The sequence below is a fragment of the Muribaculum sp. NM65_B17 genome, from assembly GCF_004793735.1.
GTDB classification, from domain to species: domain Bacteria; phylum Bacteroidota; class Bacteroidia; order Bacteroidales; family Muribaculaceae; genus Muribaculum; species Muribaculum gordoncarteri.
Genome location: NZ_SRYY01000001.1, coordinates 200,526 through 217,582, shown reverse-complemented (window position 1 = coordinate 217,582; position 17,057 = coordinate 200,526). Strand labels below are relative to the sequence as shown.

Annotated in this window: 17 protein-coding genes; 16 read left to right on the top strand and 1 reads right to left on the bottom strand. The window is 45.6% G+C overall.

From position 1 onward, the window contains the following. The first annotated feature begins 28 nt into the window (after positions 1-28). The 16 genes from E5354_RS01000 (at position 29) to E5354_RS00925 (ending at position 15,634) form a co-directional block, all read left to right on the top strand. On the top strand, positions 29-778 hold the full coding sequence (locus tag E5354_RS01000) for a 2-C-methyl-D-erythritol 4-phosphate cytidylyltransferase (RefSeq protein WP_135946104.1): 750 nt from the start codon (positions 29-31) through the stop codon (positions 776-778). A 1-nt stretch (position 779) separates the two neighbouring features. After that, positions 780-1,832, top strand: coding sequence for an NAD-dependent epimerase/dehydratase family protein (locus E5354_RS00995; RefSeq protein ID WP_135946103.1), 1,053 nt, complete (start codon positions 780-782; stop codon positions 1,830-1,832). Next, the gene (locus E5354_RS00990) at positions 1,832-3,019 is read left to right on the top strand and encodes a CDP-glycerol glycerophosphotransferase family protein (RefSeq protein ID WP_135946102.1); all 1,188 of its coding nucleotides are present in this window, start codon (positions 1,832-1,834) and stop codon (positions 3,017-3,019) included. The genes E5354_RS00995 and E5354_RS00990 overlap by 1 nt, the downstream gene beginning before the upstream one ends. Positions 3,020-3,031: 12 nt before the next feature. Beyond that, positions 3,032-4,105: a polysaccharide biosynthesis protein gene (locus E5354_RS00985; RefSeq protein ID WP_123395871.1), complete on the top strand. Its 1,074-nt coding sequence runs from the start codon at positions 3,032-3,034 to the stop codon at positions 4,103-4,105. A gap of 3 nt (positions 4,106-4,108) precedes the next feature. Beyond that, positions 4,109-4,966, top strand: a complete 858-nt coding sequence (locus E5354_RS00980; RefSeq protein WP_123395872.1) for an SDR family oxidoreductase — start codon at positions 4,109-4,111, stop codon at positions 4,964-4,966. A 1-nt stretch (position 4,967) separates the two neighbouring features. After that, a complete protein-coding gene (wecB, locus tag E5354_RS00975) occupies positions 4,968-6,092 on the top strand; it encodes a non-hydrolyzing UDP-N-acetylglucosamine 2-epimerase (RefSeq protein WP_123395873.1) in 1,125 nt (374 codons plus the stop codon). Positions 6,093-6,097: 5 nt separating this feature from the next. Further along, a complete protein-coding gene (locus tag E5354_RS00970) occupies positions 6,098-7,303 on the top strand; it encodes a glycosyltransferase family 4 protein (protein ID WP_135946101.1) in 1,206 nt (401 codons plus the stop codon). Beyond that, a complete protein-coding gene (locus tag E5354_RS00965; protein ID WP_135946100.1) occupies positions 7,300-8,259 on the top strand; it encodes an NAD-dependent epimerase/dehydratase family protein in 960 nt (319 codons plus the stop codon). Before E5354_RS00970 ends, E5354_RS00965 begins: the two co-directional genes overlap by 4 nt. A 16-nt stretch (positions 8,260-8,275) precedes the next feature. Beyond that, positions 8,276-9,247 (top strand): MraY family glycosyltransferase, encoded by a 972-nt coding sequence (locus E5354_RS00960; protein ID WP_135946099.1) that lies wholly within the window; start codon positions 8,276-8,278, stop codon positions 9,245-9,247. Further along, positions 9,244-9,642, top strand: coding sequence for a WbuC family cupin fold metalloprotein (locus E5354_RS00955; RefSeq protein WP_123395877.1), 399 nt, complete (start codon positions 9,244-9,246; stop codon positions 9,640-9,642). Before E5354_RS00960 ends, E5354_RS00955 begins: the two co-directional genes overlap by 4 nt. A 167-nt stretch (positions 9,643-9,809) precedes the next feature. Next, a complete protein-coding gene (locus tag E5354_RS00950) occupies positions 9,810-11,270 on the top strand; it encodes a DUF1846 domain-containing protein (RefSeq protein ID WP_123395878.1) in 1,461 nt (486 codons plus the stop codon). 66 nt (positions 11,271-11,336) lie between these two features. Then, positions 11,337-13,646: a S9 family peptidase gene (locus E5354_RS00945; RefSeq protein ID WP_135946098.1), complete on the top strand. Its 2,310-nt coding sequence runs from the start codon at positions 11,337-11,339 to the stop codon at positions 13,644-13,646. A 160-nt stretch (positions 13,647-13,806) separates the two neighbouring features. Then, a complete protein-coding gene (locus E5354_RS00940; RefSeq protein ID WP_135946097.1) occupies positions 13,807-14,361 on the top strand; it encodes a DUF6291 domain-containing protein in 555 nt (184 codons plus the stop codon). 178 nt (positions 14,362-14,539) lie between these two features. Next, positions 14,540-14,953 (top strand): hypothetical protein, encoded by a 414-nt coding sequence (locus E5354_RS00935; RefSeq protein ID WP_135946096.1) that lies wholly within the window; start codon positions 14,540-14,542, stop codon positions 14,951-14,953. Continuing rightward, positions 14,937-15,137 (top strand): helix-turn-helix transcriptional regulator, encoded by a 201-nt coding sequence (locus tag E5354_RS00930; protein WP_123395882.1) that lies wholly within the window; start codon positions 14,937-14,939, stop codon positions 15,135-15,137. The genes E5354_RS00935 and E5354_RS00930 overlap by 17 nt, the downstream gene beginning before the upstream one ends. 20 nt (positions 15,138-15,157) lie before the next feature. Further along, positions 15,158-15,634, top strand: coding sequence for a PH domain-containing protein (locus E5354_RS00925; RefSeq protein ID WP_135946095.1), 477 nt, complete (start codon positions 15,158-15,160; stop codon positions 15,632-15,634). Between the two features lie 98 nt (positions 15,635-15,732). On the opposite strand, the gene E5354_RS00920 is transcribed toward E5354_RS00925, so the two are convergent. Beyond that, positions 15,733-16,917 carry a site-specific integrase gene (locus tag E5354_RS00920; protein WP_246863707.1) on the bottom strand — a complete coding sequence of 395 codons (1,185 nt, stop codon included), beginning with the start codon at positions 16,915-16,917 and terminating at the stop codon, positions 15,733-15,735. Positions 16,918-17,057: the final 140 nt, after the last annotated feature.

Genomic DNA, 17,057 nt, shown 5'->3' with positions numbered 1-17,057 from the left:
TTTTGACGAAATATTAACATTTGACACAATGTCCTACAAGTCAGATTTAAACAACAAAGCAAATAATATAGCCATCATTTTTGCCGGAGGCAGCGGACGCCGAATGAACAATGACGGAAAGCCAAAGCAGTTTCTTGAACTTAAGGGTAAACCGATAATAATATATACCCTTGAACTATTTGAACAACATCCTGAGATCGACGGAATTGTAGTTGTGTGTCTTGAAAGTTGGATAGAACAGCTTAAACAGCTGCTTCACAAATTCAACATCCGGAAAGTTGTCGACATTGTACCCGGAGGCGCCACCGGACAAGACTCTATATACTCTGGCATCAAAGCGGCATCAAAGCTATATTCCCCTGAATCCATAGTCTTGATTCACGATGGCGTGCGTCCGCTCATTAATGCGCAGACAATCAGCGACAACATCAAGTCGGTAAAGCAATATGGTTCATGCATAACATGTGTACCTACGATAGAAACATTTGTAGTAGCAAATGCTGACGGCCACTTCGACATCCCTGAACGAAAAGATTCGCTAATAGCTCGTGCGCCTCAAAGCTTTGTACTGAAGGACATCCTAACAGTACATGAAGACGCCCGTCAAAACAACCGACACGACTACATTGACAGTTGCTCGCTAATGAACCACTATGGCTACAAACTACACACCATAATAGGTCCTGTAGAAAACATAAAAATAACAACACCTATGGACTACTTTGTTTTCAAGGCAATGGTTGAAGTCCACGAAGTACAACAAGTATTCGGATTCTGATATGTTTGGATACAACAACCCAATAGTCAAAGCTGATTTGACCGACATATCACATAAAGTTGATTGGAGTCGGTTCAACAACAAGACAATTCTAATAACCGGAGCCAACGGTCACATTGCATCCTATCTTATATACTCTTTTGCTTATGCAATTGATTGCGGTATAATCACGGCTGACATCATAGCCGTTTCACGCAACAATGATAAGTTGATGTCACTTTATGCTCCGTTGACACAAAAAAAATGGTTTTCAATCATAGTCGGCGATGTAAGCAATCCTATCGACTATTCTTCCAAAATCGATTATATATTTCACTTTGCAGGAAACGCATCACCCTATTATATATCCAATGATCCCGTAGGAATTCTTAGAGCTAACATCAGCGGCACATTCAATATATGCGAGTTGGCTCGTCGTAATACCGATTGCAAAATAGTATATGCCTCTACAAGAGAAGTTTACGGTGACAATAAGATAGACCAATCTCTCACCGAAACCTCTTTTGGTGCGCTTGATCCGCTTGATCGCCGTTCATGCTATCCTGAAAGCAAAAGAGCCGCTGAAACCATTCTCGAAGCCTACCATAACCAATACAGAATAAAATATGCTGTAACACGCATAGCCCACTGTTATGGTCCGGGAATGAAACTCGCAAATGATGGACGAGTGATGTCCGATTTCATCAACAATGCAGTCAGTTGCAACGACATAGTGCTTAACTCTGACGGAAAAGCGTTACGATCATTTTGCTATATCTCTGATGTAATAACGGCATTATTAATCATCGCATCCGATGAAAGTGACAATTCAGTATTCAATCTGTCAAATGAAACGGAGGAGATAAGCATCCTTCAATTAGCCGAAAAAATAGCATCGGCTAAAGGCGATATTAAAGTCATCGTTAAAGCTCGAGAAATCGATGCATCATTATATTGCAATTATAAGCGCAAACCTCTTGATTGTAGCCGATTAAACGCTCTTGGATGGCATCCTACGGTAAAATTGCATCAAGGCATAACACAAACAATGCAAAGTTTTGACACAAAAAGGTAATGAAAAACTACATTAAGGCATATATAGTAAGCTTCGCCAGATTAGTATTGAAGCTCGGTTACATTTTCCCGGTAAAAAAGCATAAGATTATATTCTCATCATACGAGGGAATGCAGTACACCTGCAATCCAAAGTACTTGTTTGAAGGGCTTTTTGATTCTCTTGACAGCAGCTATGAATATGTTTGGGTGCTAAACAATCCCGATTTCCTTCCAGAGAAATACAGAAAATCGGTAAAAACAGCAAAGTATTTATCACCCACGCACATATATCATCTTCTGACATCAGGAATAATTATAAGTAATCTTGGCATCGAGCCAATAATCCCTAAAAGAGCATCTCAAAAATTTATAAACACCTGGCATGGAGGCGGAGCCTATAAAAGAGTGTCATCTGACATGAATATGTTCTCAAAATCCGAGAAATATTACATCAACAAAATGCGCGACATACGCCATAAAGGAACCGACTATTTTCTGTCAAGTTGTGAACGTTTTACCGAAGTTTCCTCTAAGGACTTCTATATTGACAAGGCCCGATTCATACCTTCGGGCCTTCCGCGAAACGACCGGTTCTTTAACACCACCGATGAGCAACGTACAATAGCACGCAATGCTTTTTGCAAGAAATACGGCATTCCTAATGACAATTTATTGATTCTTTATGCACCAACATTCAGAGGAACACACCGTAAACAGGAACATATAGACAATCAGGTGTGCAGTCAAGAAGTTGCAGAAGCGTTTGTTCAACGTTTCAATAAGGATGTGACATTCCTGTTCCGGAGTCACATATCAAAAGATAGTTCAATGTCGGATCATTTTGATAATAATGTGAAAATGATTGACATGACATCTTATCCTGATATGCAGGACCTGCTTGAATTCGCTGATGTGCTGGTAACCGACTACTCATCTTCAATATGGGATTACTGCATAACCAATAAACCTGGATTCCTCTTTGTTCCGGATCTTAAACAATATAATTCTGACAGAGGCTTTTATACTCCGATAGAAGATTGGCCCTACCATTATGCAGAAACAATAGACCAATTATGCATGGCAATCAAAACATATTCTCAAGAAAATAATCACCAGAAAATTATGGCTCACCAAAAAGAACTTAAGTCTTTTGAAACTGGAAATGCCATAAAGTGTGTAATGGAATTGATAAAACAAGAATCATAAAATTTTAACAATATGTCAATATTTAAAGACAAAATTCTACTAATCACTGGAGGCACAGGGTCCTTTGGCAACGCCGTATTAAGGCGCTTTCTGGATTCCGACATCAAGGAGATTCGCATTTTCAGTCGTGATGAAAAGAAACAGGACGATATGCGACACAAGCTTCAGAATCCCAAAGTGAAATATTTCATTGGCGATGTGCGCAACAAGCAGTCGGTTGACATTGCTATGCGCGGAGTTGACTATGTTTTCTCGGCTGCAGCACTAAAACAAGTACCCAGTTGCGAATTCTTCCCCATGGAGGCCACACGCACAAACGTGGAGGGCACTAACAACGTGCTTTTATCGGCAATCGAAAACGGGGTCAAGAATGTAGTCGTTCTGTCAACCGACAAGGCTGCTTATCCAATCAATGCAATGGGAATATCAAAGGCCTTGATGGAAAAAGTTGCGATATCCAAAGGCCGAGAACTCGGCGAAGGGGCTCCCACGACAATATGCTGCACTCGTTACGGAAATGTAATGGCATCACGTGGTTCTGTAATACCCTTGTGGGTTGACCAAATGATAAACGGCAATCCGATAACTATCACCGATCCCGACATGACTCGGTTCATGATGACACTTGACGATGCTGTCGACCTTGTAATATACGCTTTCACACACGGTCATAACGGCGACCTGTTTGTTCAAAAAGCTCCCGCAGCGACACTCGACACATTGGCCAAAGCGTTGAAGGAACTTTATGCCCAAATAGATCCCAAATATGGTCAAACGGAAGTCAAAGTCATAGGAACTCGACACGGCGAGAAATTATATGAAACACTTGTTACACGTGAAGAAATGGCCAAAGCCATCGACATGGGCGATTATTACCGGATACCCTGTGACTCTCGCGACCTAAATTATGACAAGTATTTCACCGAGGGAGAAGGCAGCCTCACAACCATTGAGGACTACCACAGCCATAACACAAGGAGGCTCGATGTCGAAGGCATGAAGAAAGAGCTCATGCGCCTACGTTTTGTAAGAGAAGACCTTGGCCTTGAAGAAAAAGCAGAATCTAAGGAAATACGTTCGGAATAATATATGAAGTTTCTTGTATTGGGGTGTAACGGAATGGCCGGACACCAGATATCGCTATACCTGCAGGAGCAAGGTCACGATGTTACAGGATTTGCCCTCGAAAAGTCCAAGCTATTGAATCATAGCATCGCTGGAGATGCAACCGACTTCGATTCGCTAAATACAATAATCAAAACGGGGAAATATGACACGGTTATAAACTGCATCGGAATTCTCAATCAGTTTGCTGAAAACAATCACGCCTTGGCTGCATTGCTCAACAGTTATCTGCCGCATTTCGTGGCCGCATCGGCCAATGCAGTTGACGCGCAAGTGATTCACATGAGCACCGACTGTGTCTTCTCGGGCGCTCGCGGTCAATACACCGAAGATGATTTTCCTGATGGTACTACATTCTACGACCGAAGCAAAGCTCTTGGAGAGCTTAATGACGACAAGAATATAACATTGCGTAATTCAATCGTAGGTCCCGACATAAATGAAAGAGGCATCGGACTCATGAACTGGTTCATGAAACAAAGCGGCGAAATAAACGGTTTCACCGGGGCTCTGTGGACAGGACAGACTACGCTTCAACTCGCTAAAACGATGGAAGCGGCGGCCAAGGAGAGGGCAACCGGACTATACAACACTGTTCCCGACTGTCACATATCAAAATATGATCTACTGGGACTATTCAATAAATATCTGCGTGGAAACTCTATGACAATACACCCTGTCGAAGGTGTTAACGCCGACAAGTCGCTGAAACGTACGCGATTTGATTTCAGCTACATAATCCCCGACTATGAAAAGATGGTGGCCGAATCGGCTCAATGGATTTTCAAGCACAAGTCACTTTATCCTCATTACAACCTGTAAAATGAAGAAATTGAAGCTAATGACGATTTTAGGCACACGACCTGAAATCATTAAAATGTCGGAAATCATAAAAAAATCCGACCGATACTTTGACCATGTTCTTGTTCACACCGGACAGAATTACGATTACACGCTTAACGAGGTTTTCTTTAAAGATCTTGGCCTGCGCAAACCCGATTACTACCTCGGTGTCGTAGGAGAGAATCTCGGACAAACCATGGGTAACGTAATCGCAAAAGCCTATGAACTTATGACGGAAGTAAAACCCGATGCCATTATAGTTCTGGGCGACACCAACTCATGCCTTAGCGTAATTGCAGCCAAAAGGCTTAAAATTCCCGTATTTCACATGGAAGCCGGCAACCGATGCAAGGATGAAAACCTGCCGGAAGAAGTAATACGTCGCATTGTCGATGTGACAAGCGACATTAACCTTTGCTACTCGGAGCATGCACGGCGCTACATACTTGACAGTGGTGTAAAACCGGAATACACCTATGTCGTCGGCTCTCCAATGGCAGAAGTTTTGAAAATGCACAAAGATGCAATTTCAGAAAGCGACATATTAAACAAACTCGGATTAAAGGAAAAACAATACATTCTCCTTTCAGCACATCGCGAAGAAAATATAGATATCGAATCTAATTTCTACTCTCTGATGGAAGCTGTAAACTCATTGGCTCGACATTACGAAATGCCCGTGCTGTATTCATGTCACCCTCGCTCCGAGAAATACATCTCGGCTCGCGGATTTGAATTTGACAGCAGAGTGATAAAGCATAAACCACTCGGATTTTTTGACTACAACAAACTTCAGGAAAATGCATTCTGCGTAGTGAGCGATAGTGGCACACTTCCTGAAGAAAGTGCCTCGCTGCACTTTCCGGCAGTTTCGGTTAGAACGAGTACCGAGCGTCCCGAAGCTCTTGACAGTGGAGTGTTCGTAATTGGCTCCATAACTTCCGACGCTGTAATACAAGCCGTCAACATGGCGGTCGAAATGCAAAAGTCGGGCTTTATCCCTTCACCGGTTGATGCTTATGTTGACGAAAACGTATCTGACAAAGTAGTTCGCCTGATTCAATCCTACACAGGCATAGTAAATCGCATGATCTGGCGCAAATAAAAATCATGAAGCTCCTCATTGTCACACCACATTTTTATCCCGAGAATTTCAAAGTCAACGACATGGCATTTGAACTTCAAAAGAGGGGCCATGATGTAAGTGTAATGACAGCAATTCCCGATTATCCCGAAGGACGCTTTTACAAAGGTTACGGAATATTCAAAAAGCGCAGAGAATCAATAAATGGAGTGAAAGTCCATAGGTCGCTAATTATTCCCCGCCATTCAGGCAGTTCTTTTTGGCTTGCTATGAACTATCTTTCCTACACATTCTTCGCATCCTTAAAGAGCCTTTGGTTTGGTATCGCTAAAAAGTATGATGCAATAATAGTTCATGAGCCATCACCAATTCTCGTTGGGATTCCGGCGGTAATAATAAAAAAATTACAGAAAATACCTGTCCATTTTTGGGTGCTCGACCTTTGGCCCGAAAGTCTTACAGCTGCCGGAGGCATAACAAACAAAAATATCATATATCCGTTTGAAAAGCTCACCAAATGGATATACGATAATTGTACGACCCTCATGATAGGATCTAAAGGATATGAGAAATCAATCTGTAATAAAGGTGACTTTAAGGACAAAATCGAATTTTTTCCAAATTGGGTAGAAGATTCATTGGAGTCGCAAAAGATGATTGATGTTCCAAAACTCCCTAAAGGATTCAACGTAGTTATCGCCGGTAACATGGGTGACGCTCAGGATTTGCCACATATAATGGAAACTGCTCGAATGCTTAAAGGGAGTAACATAAGATTCAATTTCATAGGTGATGGCCGAAAACGAGAATATGTCGAAAATTATGCACGCGAAAATGGCCTTATGAATAACATATTCTGCCTCGGCAGATATCCCCTTGAAGCCATGCCTGCATTTTTTGCCCAAGCCGACATACTATTCATGGCGTTGAAGGACACTCCTATATTCGCATTGACAGTCCCATCACGATTACAAGCTTATATGTCCTCGGGAAAGCCTGTCGTAGCGATGATAAATGGGGAAGGAGCCGATACTATTCGAGAAGCCAATTGCGGCTGGAGTGTATCGGCAGGAGATTCAGAGCAACTTGCCACTCTTCTCAAGCATCTTTCAACATTGAACAAGGATGAACTAACGCAGAAGGGAGCTAACGGCAAAGAATACAGTCGAAAATACTATGACTTCACAAAGTGCATCAATCATCTCGAAAAAATAATCGGAAGTGGATTATGAAATCGCTTCTTATTACCGGCATACACGGGTTTGTAGGCACAAATCTTGTCAATGCACTAAAAGATCATTACGACATCTACGGCCTTGACATCATAAGCCCCGAGCTGGACGGCGTCATAAGGACATTCTCTTGGAACGACCTTGAAAATAACAGAATCCCCCAGGTCGATGCCATAATCCATCTCGCAGGCAAGGCCCATGACACAAAGAACAAGTCGGCGGCCGATGTGTATTTCAAAGTTAACACCGACCTCACTAAAAAAGTATTCGACTACTTCACGAATCATAAATCCATAGAAAGGTTCATTTTCTTCAGCTCGGTAAAGGCGGCCGTTGACAAGGTTCCCGGCGAGATACTAACCGAGGATGTGACGCCATGTCCCGTCGGGCCTTATGGAGAGAGCAAGGTGCGCGCCGAGGAATACATCCTTGAACAACTGAACGACAAACCTGCAGCCTACAACGAACGAGATGTGATAATCATGCGTCCCTGCATGATTCACGGACCGGGCAACAAGGGCAACCTCAATCTGCTCTACGGTGTAATCAGCAAGGGAATTCCCTGGCCTCTGGGGGCATTCGATAATCGACGGACATTCACATCCATCGACAATCTAACATTCGTAATCGGCCGCATCCTCTCTTCACACGTGGAAAGCGGCATATACAACATGGCCGATGACGAGGCCCTATCCACCAACGAACTCATCAGGGTAATGTGCAAAGCCATGGACAAAAAAGCCCGCATAATAAAACTCCCGCGCGGAATAATCAATGCATCGGCACGAATTGGCGATGTGCTGCATCTGCCTCTGAACACATTCCGACTTGACAAGCTGACCGAAAGCTATGTCGTGTCAAACAACAAGATAAAGAAGGTCTTAGGCATTGACCGAATGCCGGTGAGAGCCAATGACGGCCTTACTCATACGATTAAGAGCTTCCTTTTAAAATAGCACCTACCGATCTACAATGATTTATCTGATAATCTCCGTCATACTCATGACGGCCGAATTGGCATACTTCAAACTCGCTGACCGATTCAATATAATAGACAAGCCGAATCTTAGGTCGTCACACACCACAATAACACTTAGAGGTGGAGGCATAGTCTTCTATTTCGGTGCTATGGCCTACTTTATTGTGTCGCACGGCGCCTATCCGTGGTTTATGCTGGGACTGACGATGATTGCCGCTGTAAGCTTCGTCGACGACCTGCATTCGATGCCAAACCGCATCAGGCTGATGGTTCAGTTCATAGCCATGCTCCTGATGTTTCACCAACTCGGATTCCTCACACTTGAATCCTGGTGGATTTCAATTGCGGCATTGATTGTGTGCACAGAAATAATAAACGCCTACAACTTCATGGACGGCATAAACGGAATAACGGGAGCCTATTCGATTGCCATATTGATTCCACTGGCAATCGTGAACAGCCGCATTGGATTCATCGACCGGTCAATGATTTATATAATCGGCATTAGCGTGCTCGTATTCTGCATATTCAATTTCCGAAAAAGGGCACGATGCTTCGCTGGCGATGTGGGTTCGGTGTCGATAGCCTTCATTCTGCTGTTCATGCTGGGTGCGCTGATAATGGCCACCGGGCAGGTTTGGTATCTCATTTTCTTTGCCGTATACGGAGTCGACTCCGTCCTGACCATAATCCACCGACTGATGCTGCATGAGAACATATTCAAGCCGCACCGCAAACACGCCTATCAGATTATGGCCAATGAGCTTGGCATGCCCCATACTTTGGTGTCCACAATATACTTCGCATTGCAGACCACGATATCACTTGGGGCTCTCTATCTCCATATCAACGAATGGGTATACCTCATTTCGGTGATTGCAGTCCTGTCGACCGGATACACAGTTTTCCAACGGAAATATTTCCATCTGCACCTCGAATATCTGAAATCTAAAAATAAATTATGATTATCGACGATAAGCTCCTGAATCAAGTTTCGCAACAGGCCCGCAAATCTGAGCGGCTGCGAATGAACTACAACCTTCATGAATCGCTCGATGCAAAGGCACAACGCCTTCTCAACGCACTCGAACCGGGGACTCTGCTACCGGTGCACCGTCACCGTCATACTGCCGAAACCTACATCCTGCTCAGGGGACTGATCAATGTCATGTTCTACGACTCCGAGGGCAATGAAACCGAACGGTTCACATTGAATCCATCGGAGGGCAACTACGGAGTGCACATTCCGTCTAGCCAATGGCACACTCTCGAGGTCATCGAGCCGTCGGTTATATTCGAGGTGAAGGACGGCCCCTACACTCCACTGTCACCCGACGACATAATGTCCATCAAGCGCTAGCAGAGAAAAATCAATCCTCTATTTTAAATAACACATTATAATACATGATACAATCTCTTTTGTTACGACATTAGAGTGTAATGAATTCATTCATTGAGGCACAAGATGAAAAATCATATACTGACTTTTCGTCTTGTGCCATTTTTTATTTATCTTTGCATTCCGTTATGATATACGGTTTTGACAACGACAAATATCTGAAAATTCAGTCCGAACACATCAAAGAGCGTATCGCCAAGTTCGGAAACAAGCTCTATCTCGAGCTTGGAGGTAAACTATTCGACGACCATCACGCAAGTCGTGTACTCCCCGGATTTCAACCCGACATCAAGTTGCGAATGCTGAGCCAGCTGCGCGACCATGCCGAGATTGTAATCGTTATCAGCGCACTCGACATCGAAAAAAACAAAGTGCGTCAGGATCTGGGAATTACCTACGACATGGATGTGCTTCGCCTCCGAAATGAATTTCAGCAACGAGGATTCATGGTAAGTTCAGTGGTAATAACCCATTACAACGGCCAGATAAGCGCTGACTCGTTCCGCAGCCGACTGGAACGCATGGGCATCACCACCTATTATCACTACACAATCGAGGGTTATCCCAACAATGTGGGTCTTATTGCCTCCGACGAGGGATTCGGAAACAATGACTACATCGTCACCACCCGTCCGTTGGTAATTGTAACGGCACCCGGACCCGGCAGCGGAAAGATGGCAGTATGCCTTAGCCAGCTTTACAACGAGCACAAGCGCGGCATTGAAGCCGGATATGCGAAATTTGAAACATTCCCCGTGTGGAATCTTCCCCTGAAGCATCCGGTCAACATAGCCTACGAAGCTGCTACGGCCGACCTAAACGATGTAAACATGATCGACCCCTTCCATCTCGAAGCCTATGGGAAGACTGCCATAAACTACAACCGTGACATAGAGATATTCCCCGTGTTAAACGCCTTGTTTGAAGGCATATATGGCGAAAATCCATATAAATCGCCCACCGACATGGGTGTAAACATGGTCGGCTTCTGCATCAGCGACGACGAAGTGTGCTGCGACGCATCCAAAAACGAAATCATACGTCGCTACTACACCGCCCTAAACCGACTGGCATTAGGCGACGGCAGCGACAGCGAACTCAATAAAATCGCATTGCTCTTCAAGCAGGCAAAGATCGATGTGTCCTACCGCCGTCCTGTAAAGGCAGCCAAGGACCGCGCCGCACTAAGCGGCAAGCCATGCTCGGCAATCGAGCTTGCCGACGGCACCATCATCACAGCCGAGTCGGGTGAACTTCTCGGACCGAGCGCCGCACTGATTTTGAACACGATAAAGCATCTTGCCGGAATCGACCACTCGATAAAGCTGATTCCGCAGCAGATGATAGAACCGATACAGCACACCAAGCTCAACTATCTGCGCAGCCGTAATCCGCGACTCCACACCGATGAAGTATTGGTGGCCCTGTCGGTACTCAGCACACATGACGAAAACTGTCGCCGTGCGCTTGAAAAACTTCCCGAACTAAACGGATGCCAGGTTCACTGCACCGTAATGCTCGGCGAAGTCGACCACAAGATATTCAAGAAACTCGGCGTAGGTCTAACCTGCGAACCTGTATTCAAATAGATAATCAACCATAACAAAACGCATATTCCGTTCGCCGGTGAACGGAATATGCGTATTAATATAACCATGAATCTAACGAAATTCATCACCCCGGCCCTATTCATCACATTTGCCGGAAACATTGCAATGGCACAGATCATGCCCTGGGAAAACCGCAGGGAAAACGATGACAACCCATTCACACAGAGTGCAAAACAAGAAGTACGTAAAGGACATCTGCTACTTGAGGATGTCGTCAACGGCAACCTCGTGCCAACACGTGGCAGCGGAGCAATAGACTGGATGAAGGACGGAGAGCGCTACAGCCGTCTTGAGCCCAATGAAGCTACCGGCGGAATGGATGTCGTTGCCTATCGTGCCAAGGACAACCGTCGTGAAGTCATAATACCGTCGTCGATGTTCATCGACAAGTCGACAGGAAGCCACGTTCCCATAAGAAGCATAATCTGGAGCAACGACAATGACAAAGTGCTTGTCTACACCAACACCCGGCGTGTATGGCGTTACGACACCCGCGGCGACTATTGGGTGCTCGATCTCAACGACGGCACATTCCGTCAATTGGGCAAGGGCCTTCCCGAATCGTCGCTGATGTTCGCCAAATTCTCTCCCGACGGAAACAATGTGGCCTATGTGTCGCAAAACAACATATATGTCGAAAATCTCCCTACCGGCAACATCAAGCGTATAACCGACGACGGCAGCGACACGATAGTCAACGGAACGTTTGACTGGGTGTATGAAGAAGAGTTCGGCTGCCGTGACGGATTCCGCTGGAGCCCCGACAGCAAATACATCGCTTATTGGCAAAGCGACACCGAAGGAACCGGAACTTTCGACATCATCAACAATGTCGACTCAATCTACCCCACAATAATGCACTTCCCCTACCCCAAGGCCGGAAGCACCAACTCGGCCGTAAAGGTGGGTTACGTTTCAGCCACGGGAGGCCCCACATCATGGATTGAACTTCCCGGCGACCCTCGCAACAACTACATCCCGCGCATGGAGTTCATCCCCGAAAGCAATGAGCTGTTCATTCAGCAGATGAACCGCCAGCAGAACACCAACAACGTGTGGATTGCGTCGCTTGACGATAACGCCCCAAGAAAAATATTCACCGACACCGATGCCGCATGGCTCGACACCAACGACAACATCCTGTGGCTCAACGACAATAACTGGTTCACATGGGAAAGCGAGCGTGACGGTTGGCGTCATCTCTATCGCATAAGCCGCGACGGAAATCAGATAGTGCCCATAACCAAAGGCGACTTCGACTACATATCGCCCGTAGGAACCGACCTTAAAAAGGGACTCGTCTACTTCATCGCGTCGCCCGACAACTACACCCAACGCTACCTCTACAGCGCCGAGCTGTTTGGCGACGGCACCGTGAAGCGACTCAGCCCCGCCAATCAGGAGGGACAACACCGCTACAACATGTCACCGACCGGAAAATGGGCGGTACACACATTCAGCAACGCTGCCACACCGTCGATAATCGACATGGTGTCATTCCCGAAACATCAGTCGGTCAGAACCATCGAGGACAACGCCGACGCTCGTGAACGCTATAAGGCTTTGGGACTAAATCCCAAGGAATTTGTCAAAGTAAAGTCGGGAGATCTCACGCTTGACGCATGGATGATAAAGCCCGTTGACTTTGATTCAACCAAGAAATATCCCGTAATTGTGGAAGTTTACGGCGAACCGGCAAGCTCCACCGTACAGGATGTGTGGGGAGGAGGCGACCTGTGGAATCAATACATAGCCAATCTCGGCTATATCGTTGTAAGCATCGACAACCGAGGAGCCAATGTGCCGCGTGGCCGCGAGTGGCGCAAGTGCATCTACGGTGAAGTGGGCACATTTGCGTCGGAGGATCAGGCCCGCGGAGTGCAGGACCTTGCCCGTCAATATTCATTCATCGACTCGACGCGAGTAGGCATAACCGGATGGAGCGGAGGCGGCAGCCAGACACTAAACTCCATGTTCCGTTACCCCGACATATTCCACACCGGAATAGCGATAGCCTTTGTCGCCGACCAGCGCACCTACGACACCATCTATCAGGAACGCTACATGAACACCCCGCAGGACAACCCCGAGGGATATGTGAAAGGCTCTCCCATAAGCCATGTCGAGGGACTTAAAGGCAATCTGCTGCTGATACACGGCACAGGCGACGACAATGTTCACTACCAGAACTGCGAGCTGCTTGTCAATGAACTCATACGCCACGGCAAGATTTTCAGCCAGGTAAGCTATCCCATGCGCAGCCACGGCATCTACGAGCGACCGGGCACTACACTGCACCTTCGCAAGACTATGGCAAAATATTGGCTCGACAATCTCCCGGCAGGGCCCCGATAAAAATAAACTGCACCCCAAAAGTTAGACACAAAACTTTTGGGGTGCAGTTCAAATATTGGGGAGCGGGATTTTAAAATTTTGCTGTATAAGATGTGCTTCGCGACATTATGGGGTGAAATCAGGGATTTCGGCGCATTATATTTGCTGAAAAAAAGTAATTATGGAAAATACAGCAACTAACTCACCGAGCCGCCGAGGCAAAAGTCTGAAATTTGATCAGGAATGGAAGAACGCAGTCGACCGTCTGCCCAAACACTACCGCGACGAAATATGCTCCGCAATCGAAGCCTATCAGCGCGATTTGACGGTAATCGAAGTTACACCCGGCGTGCCACGAGCCATATTCATGCTCATCATGCCCACAATCCGCCGCCGCTATCGCGCACGTGAATTGCGTCGCCTTGCACGCGCCCGCAAAGCAGCAGCAAAATCCACGCCATCAAACCGCTGTGCATCCCGACAAAACAACGTAACGAAGTCTAAATCAACACAACAAGCCCCAAACCGACAGCCAAAGCCCCAACAATCCCAAGCCACTCCAGCAGTCAAGCAACAGGCCCCGCAGCCAAAGTCAGCACCTTGCGAGCAGCCTAAAACAGCAACATCCCCCTCCACGACAACAACCGGAAGCAGTCCCGGCAAAAGCACACTCGAGAAACTACTGCGTCACAAGCGCTCCCGTCACAACCGCAAGAAACACCGTCGCCATCAATAATGGCAACCACCCATAACGGCACAACCTATAATCCGGAAGCATCCTTTCATCCGTTCTATGCAACGATGTCATAGGGGACAATGCTACAATTTCCAACAAAAAGTAAAATTTATTTGCCTAAATGTAAAGTTTTATTTACTTTTGTATCGTTGAATAAATAACCTAATAACCCCGGATTATGAAAAATATTCTTTTCCCCAAAGGATTCCGCACAATCGGATGGCTGCTCTTTATCCCTGCAACCATAATGGGCATACTCATCTATATGAATCTATGCTCTTTATCAGGAATCGCGGAAACAGTGGTCAACGATGCAGTAATAATAGGCATTGCACTTGGTGCCGTGTTCATTGTGTGCTCAAAGGAGTCCAACGAGGATGAAATGACACGCTCCATCAGGTTGGCCGCACTACTTAATTCACTATACATTTATGTGATTCTGCTCATCACAAGCACATTGCTTATAAACGGAATAGCATTCATGGAATTTGCGATCATTAATCTCGTTTTGCTCCCGATGATTTATGTCCTTATTTTTAGGCTTGAAATGTACCGCTACAACAAAATATGCGACGATGAAGAACAGGATTAAAGTCGAGCGAGCAGAAAAGGACATCACTCAGCAACAGTTGGCCGAGGCCGTGGGAGTAAGCCGACAGACGATTGTTGCCATTGAGAAAAACCGGTTTCTCCCCTCAACCCCTCTCGCACTCAAAATAGCACGGTACTTCTCCAAGCCCGTCGAATCGATATTTATTCTCGAAGACAACGATTAAACACCTAAATAACCGCAACGATGAAAAGCAAAGTACATTTTTCAACCTACTGCACCATAATAACAATAGCAGTACTCGTGCTATTTGTTGTAGGAATAGTAGCAACCCGCAATGAATCGTCAAAGTGCCTGATTTTCTCCATAATCACTGCATTGGCCACCCTCGCGGGCCTATACTATTGTCCGGTAAGCGTCACTGCCGACTCCAAGTCGGTCAAGATTCATCGGCTCTTGTCGGGCGACAAGACATTTAATTATTCCGACATTGAATCAGTCGACACCTTCTATCCCTCGCCCGGAGCATTAAGGTTGTGCGGAAGCGGAGGTTTCTTTGGCTATTGGGGATATTTCAGCGACATCATCATCGGCCAATATTTCGGTTACTATGCCGACCGCAGCCAAAGTTTCTGCATAAAGCTGAAAAACAATAGGCAATATGTCATAAGCTGCGACAACCATATAGAAATGGTGAAATTCATCATGAATAATCTGAAGTAGCCGTCGGCACGGCATAACCGCGATTACGGATACAAGGACATCGACACCTGTATCCGTAATCATTAGATGATTCTCATAATCCCAACTACAGTAAGGCGTCAAAGCGACTTCAGTATTATTGAATTGGCTCGGTCCACAACCGCCGTGTCGAGCGATGCAAGATATATGCGAGTAGTGGTTTCACTGTCATGTCCCATCCCCTCACTTATCACGCTTATCGGTATTCCCTTGGATTTTGCAGCCGAAGCCCAGCTGTGTCGAGCCACATATAATGTCAACGGAATGTCGGCATTTATCATCTGGGCTATCTTCTTTAGGCTGCGGTTTATGTTATAACTCATGTTACGGTAGGCACAACGCTCATTAATTCCCCTATTGCGAATTATAGGCAACAGATATCCGGCTCTCGACTCAGGGTATTTGTCAATTACAACCTGCATCTCCTTAGTCCACTCTATAGTCAAGCGCTGCCCCGTCTTGCGACGGCGATAAAGCACATGACCGTTCTTCAAGTCGCTCTTCCGCAAAAACGCCATGTCGATAAAACTCATTCCGCGCAGATAGAAACTCATCAAAAACATGTCGCGCGCATAGTCAAGGGCCGGACACAACGACAGGTCAAGCGCCTTGATTTTCTTTATCACCGCAAGCGGAAGAGCTCGCTTAACGGTCTTGTCGATTCCGGTGTAAACGTGACGAAACGGAAACGATTGCTCAATAAGATTCTTCTCGACTGCACGATTATAAACGGCACGCAATATTCTCATGTAAAACGATATTGTGTTTGGTGTAACGCCACGGCTATGCAGATATGATTCATAGTACTCGACTATCTCCGATGTTATGCCGTAAAGCATAATCTCATTTCCCTGAAAATAATGTCCTTTAGTTTTAAAGATATCGATGAACTTAGTGAAACTGTTCAGCGCCGACACATAGGTTTCGGCCGTTCTTATCTTTCCGTTCTGTTTAAGCTTTAGGATTATCTCACCCATGAAATTGAGCAGCGAACACTCCTGTTCATATCGCTGAAACTCATTCACGATATCGGACACACTGAACATCAACCCTTTCGTTTCAAATCGTTTTACAATCTTGGATAATTGCTCGATGTCACGGTTGATATTCTCTCTGATTGAAATGATTATCGGATATCGCTCCGACCTAATAGTTGTCACAACTGTTGAACTACGATCGCTCCATTCCGATGGGTATATGCGATAATCGGTTGGCAGACGACGCACCTTGCGGTCATGAATAATCTGATAGTAAACAGCTCCCACATTGCCATCGACTGTCGATGACCTGAATTTACCTTTACTGATGCCATAGTTAATGCTTTATGTATTTTAAAATGGTTGAGTTACACACACATAAAGCAAATTCCGACAATTCATTGAATTGCAGAAGTATAAGCACTTAC

Bases quoted from the DNA above. Each gene is read 5' to 3' on its own strand.
- E5354_RS01000 (WP_135946104.1), top strand. From the start codon at position 29: ATGTCCTACAAGTCAGATTTAAACAACAAAGCAAATAATATAGCCATC.
- E5354_RS00995 (WP_135946103.1), top strand. From the start codon at position 780: ATGTTTGGATACAACAACCCAATAGTCAAAGCTGATTTGACCGACATA.
- E5354_RS00990 (WP_135946102.1), top strand. From the start codon at position 1,832: ATGAAAAACTACATTAAGGCATATATAGTAAGCTTCGCCAGATTAGTA.
- E5354_RS00985 (WP_123395871.1), top strand. From the start codon at position 3,032: ATGTCAATATTTAAAGACAAAATTCTACTAATCACTGGAGGCACAGGG.
- E5354_RS00980 (WP_123395872.1), top strand. From the start codon at position 4,109: ATGAAGTTTCTTGTATTGGGGTGTAACGGAATGGCCGGACACCAGATA.
- wecB (WP_123395873.1), top strand. From the start codon at position 4,968: ATGAAGAAATTGAAGCTAATGACGATTTTAGGCACACGACCTGAAATC.
- E5354_RS00970 (WP_135946101.1), top strand. From the start codon at position 6,098: ATGAAGCTCCTCATTGTCACACCACATTTTTATCCCGAGAATTTCAAA.
- E5354_RS00965 (WP_135946100.1), top strand. From the start codon at position 7,300: ATGAAATCGCTTCTTATTACCGGCATACACGGGTTTGTAGGCACAAAT.
- E5354_RS00960 (WP_135946099.1), top strand. From the start codon at position 8,276: ATGATTTATCTGATAATCTCCGTCATACTCATGACGGCCGAATTGGCA.
- E5354_RS00955 (WP_123395877.1), top strand. From the start codon at position 9,244: ATGATTATCGACGATAAGCTCCTGAATCAAGTTTCGCAACAGGCCCGC.
- E5354_RS00950 (WP_123395878.1), top strand. From the start codon at position 9,810: ATGATATACGGTTTTGACAACGACAAATATCTGAAAATTCAGTCCGAA.
- E5354_RS00945 (WP_135946098.1), top strand. From the start codon at position 11,337: ATGAATCTAACGAAATTCATCACCCCGGCCCTATTCATCACATTTGCC.
- E5354_RS00940 (WP_135946097.1), top strand. From the start codon at position 13,807: ATGGAAAATACAGCAACTAACTCACCGAGCCGCCGAGGCAAAAGTCTG.
- E5354_RS00935 (WP_135946096.1), top strand. From the start codon at position 14,540: ATGAAAAATATTCTTTTCCCCAAAGGATTCCGCACAATCGGATGGCTG.
- E5354_RS00930 (WP_123395882.1), top strand. From the start codon at position 14,937: ATGAAGAACAGGATTAAAGTCGAGCGAGCAGAAAAGGACATCACTCAG.
- E5354_RS00925 (WP_135946095.1), top strand. From the start codon at position 15,158: ATGAAAAGCAAAGTACATTTTTCAACCTACTGCACCATAATAACAATA.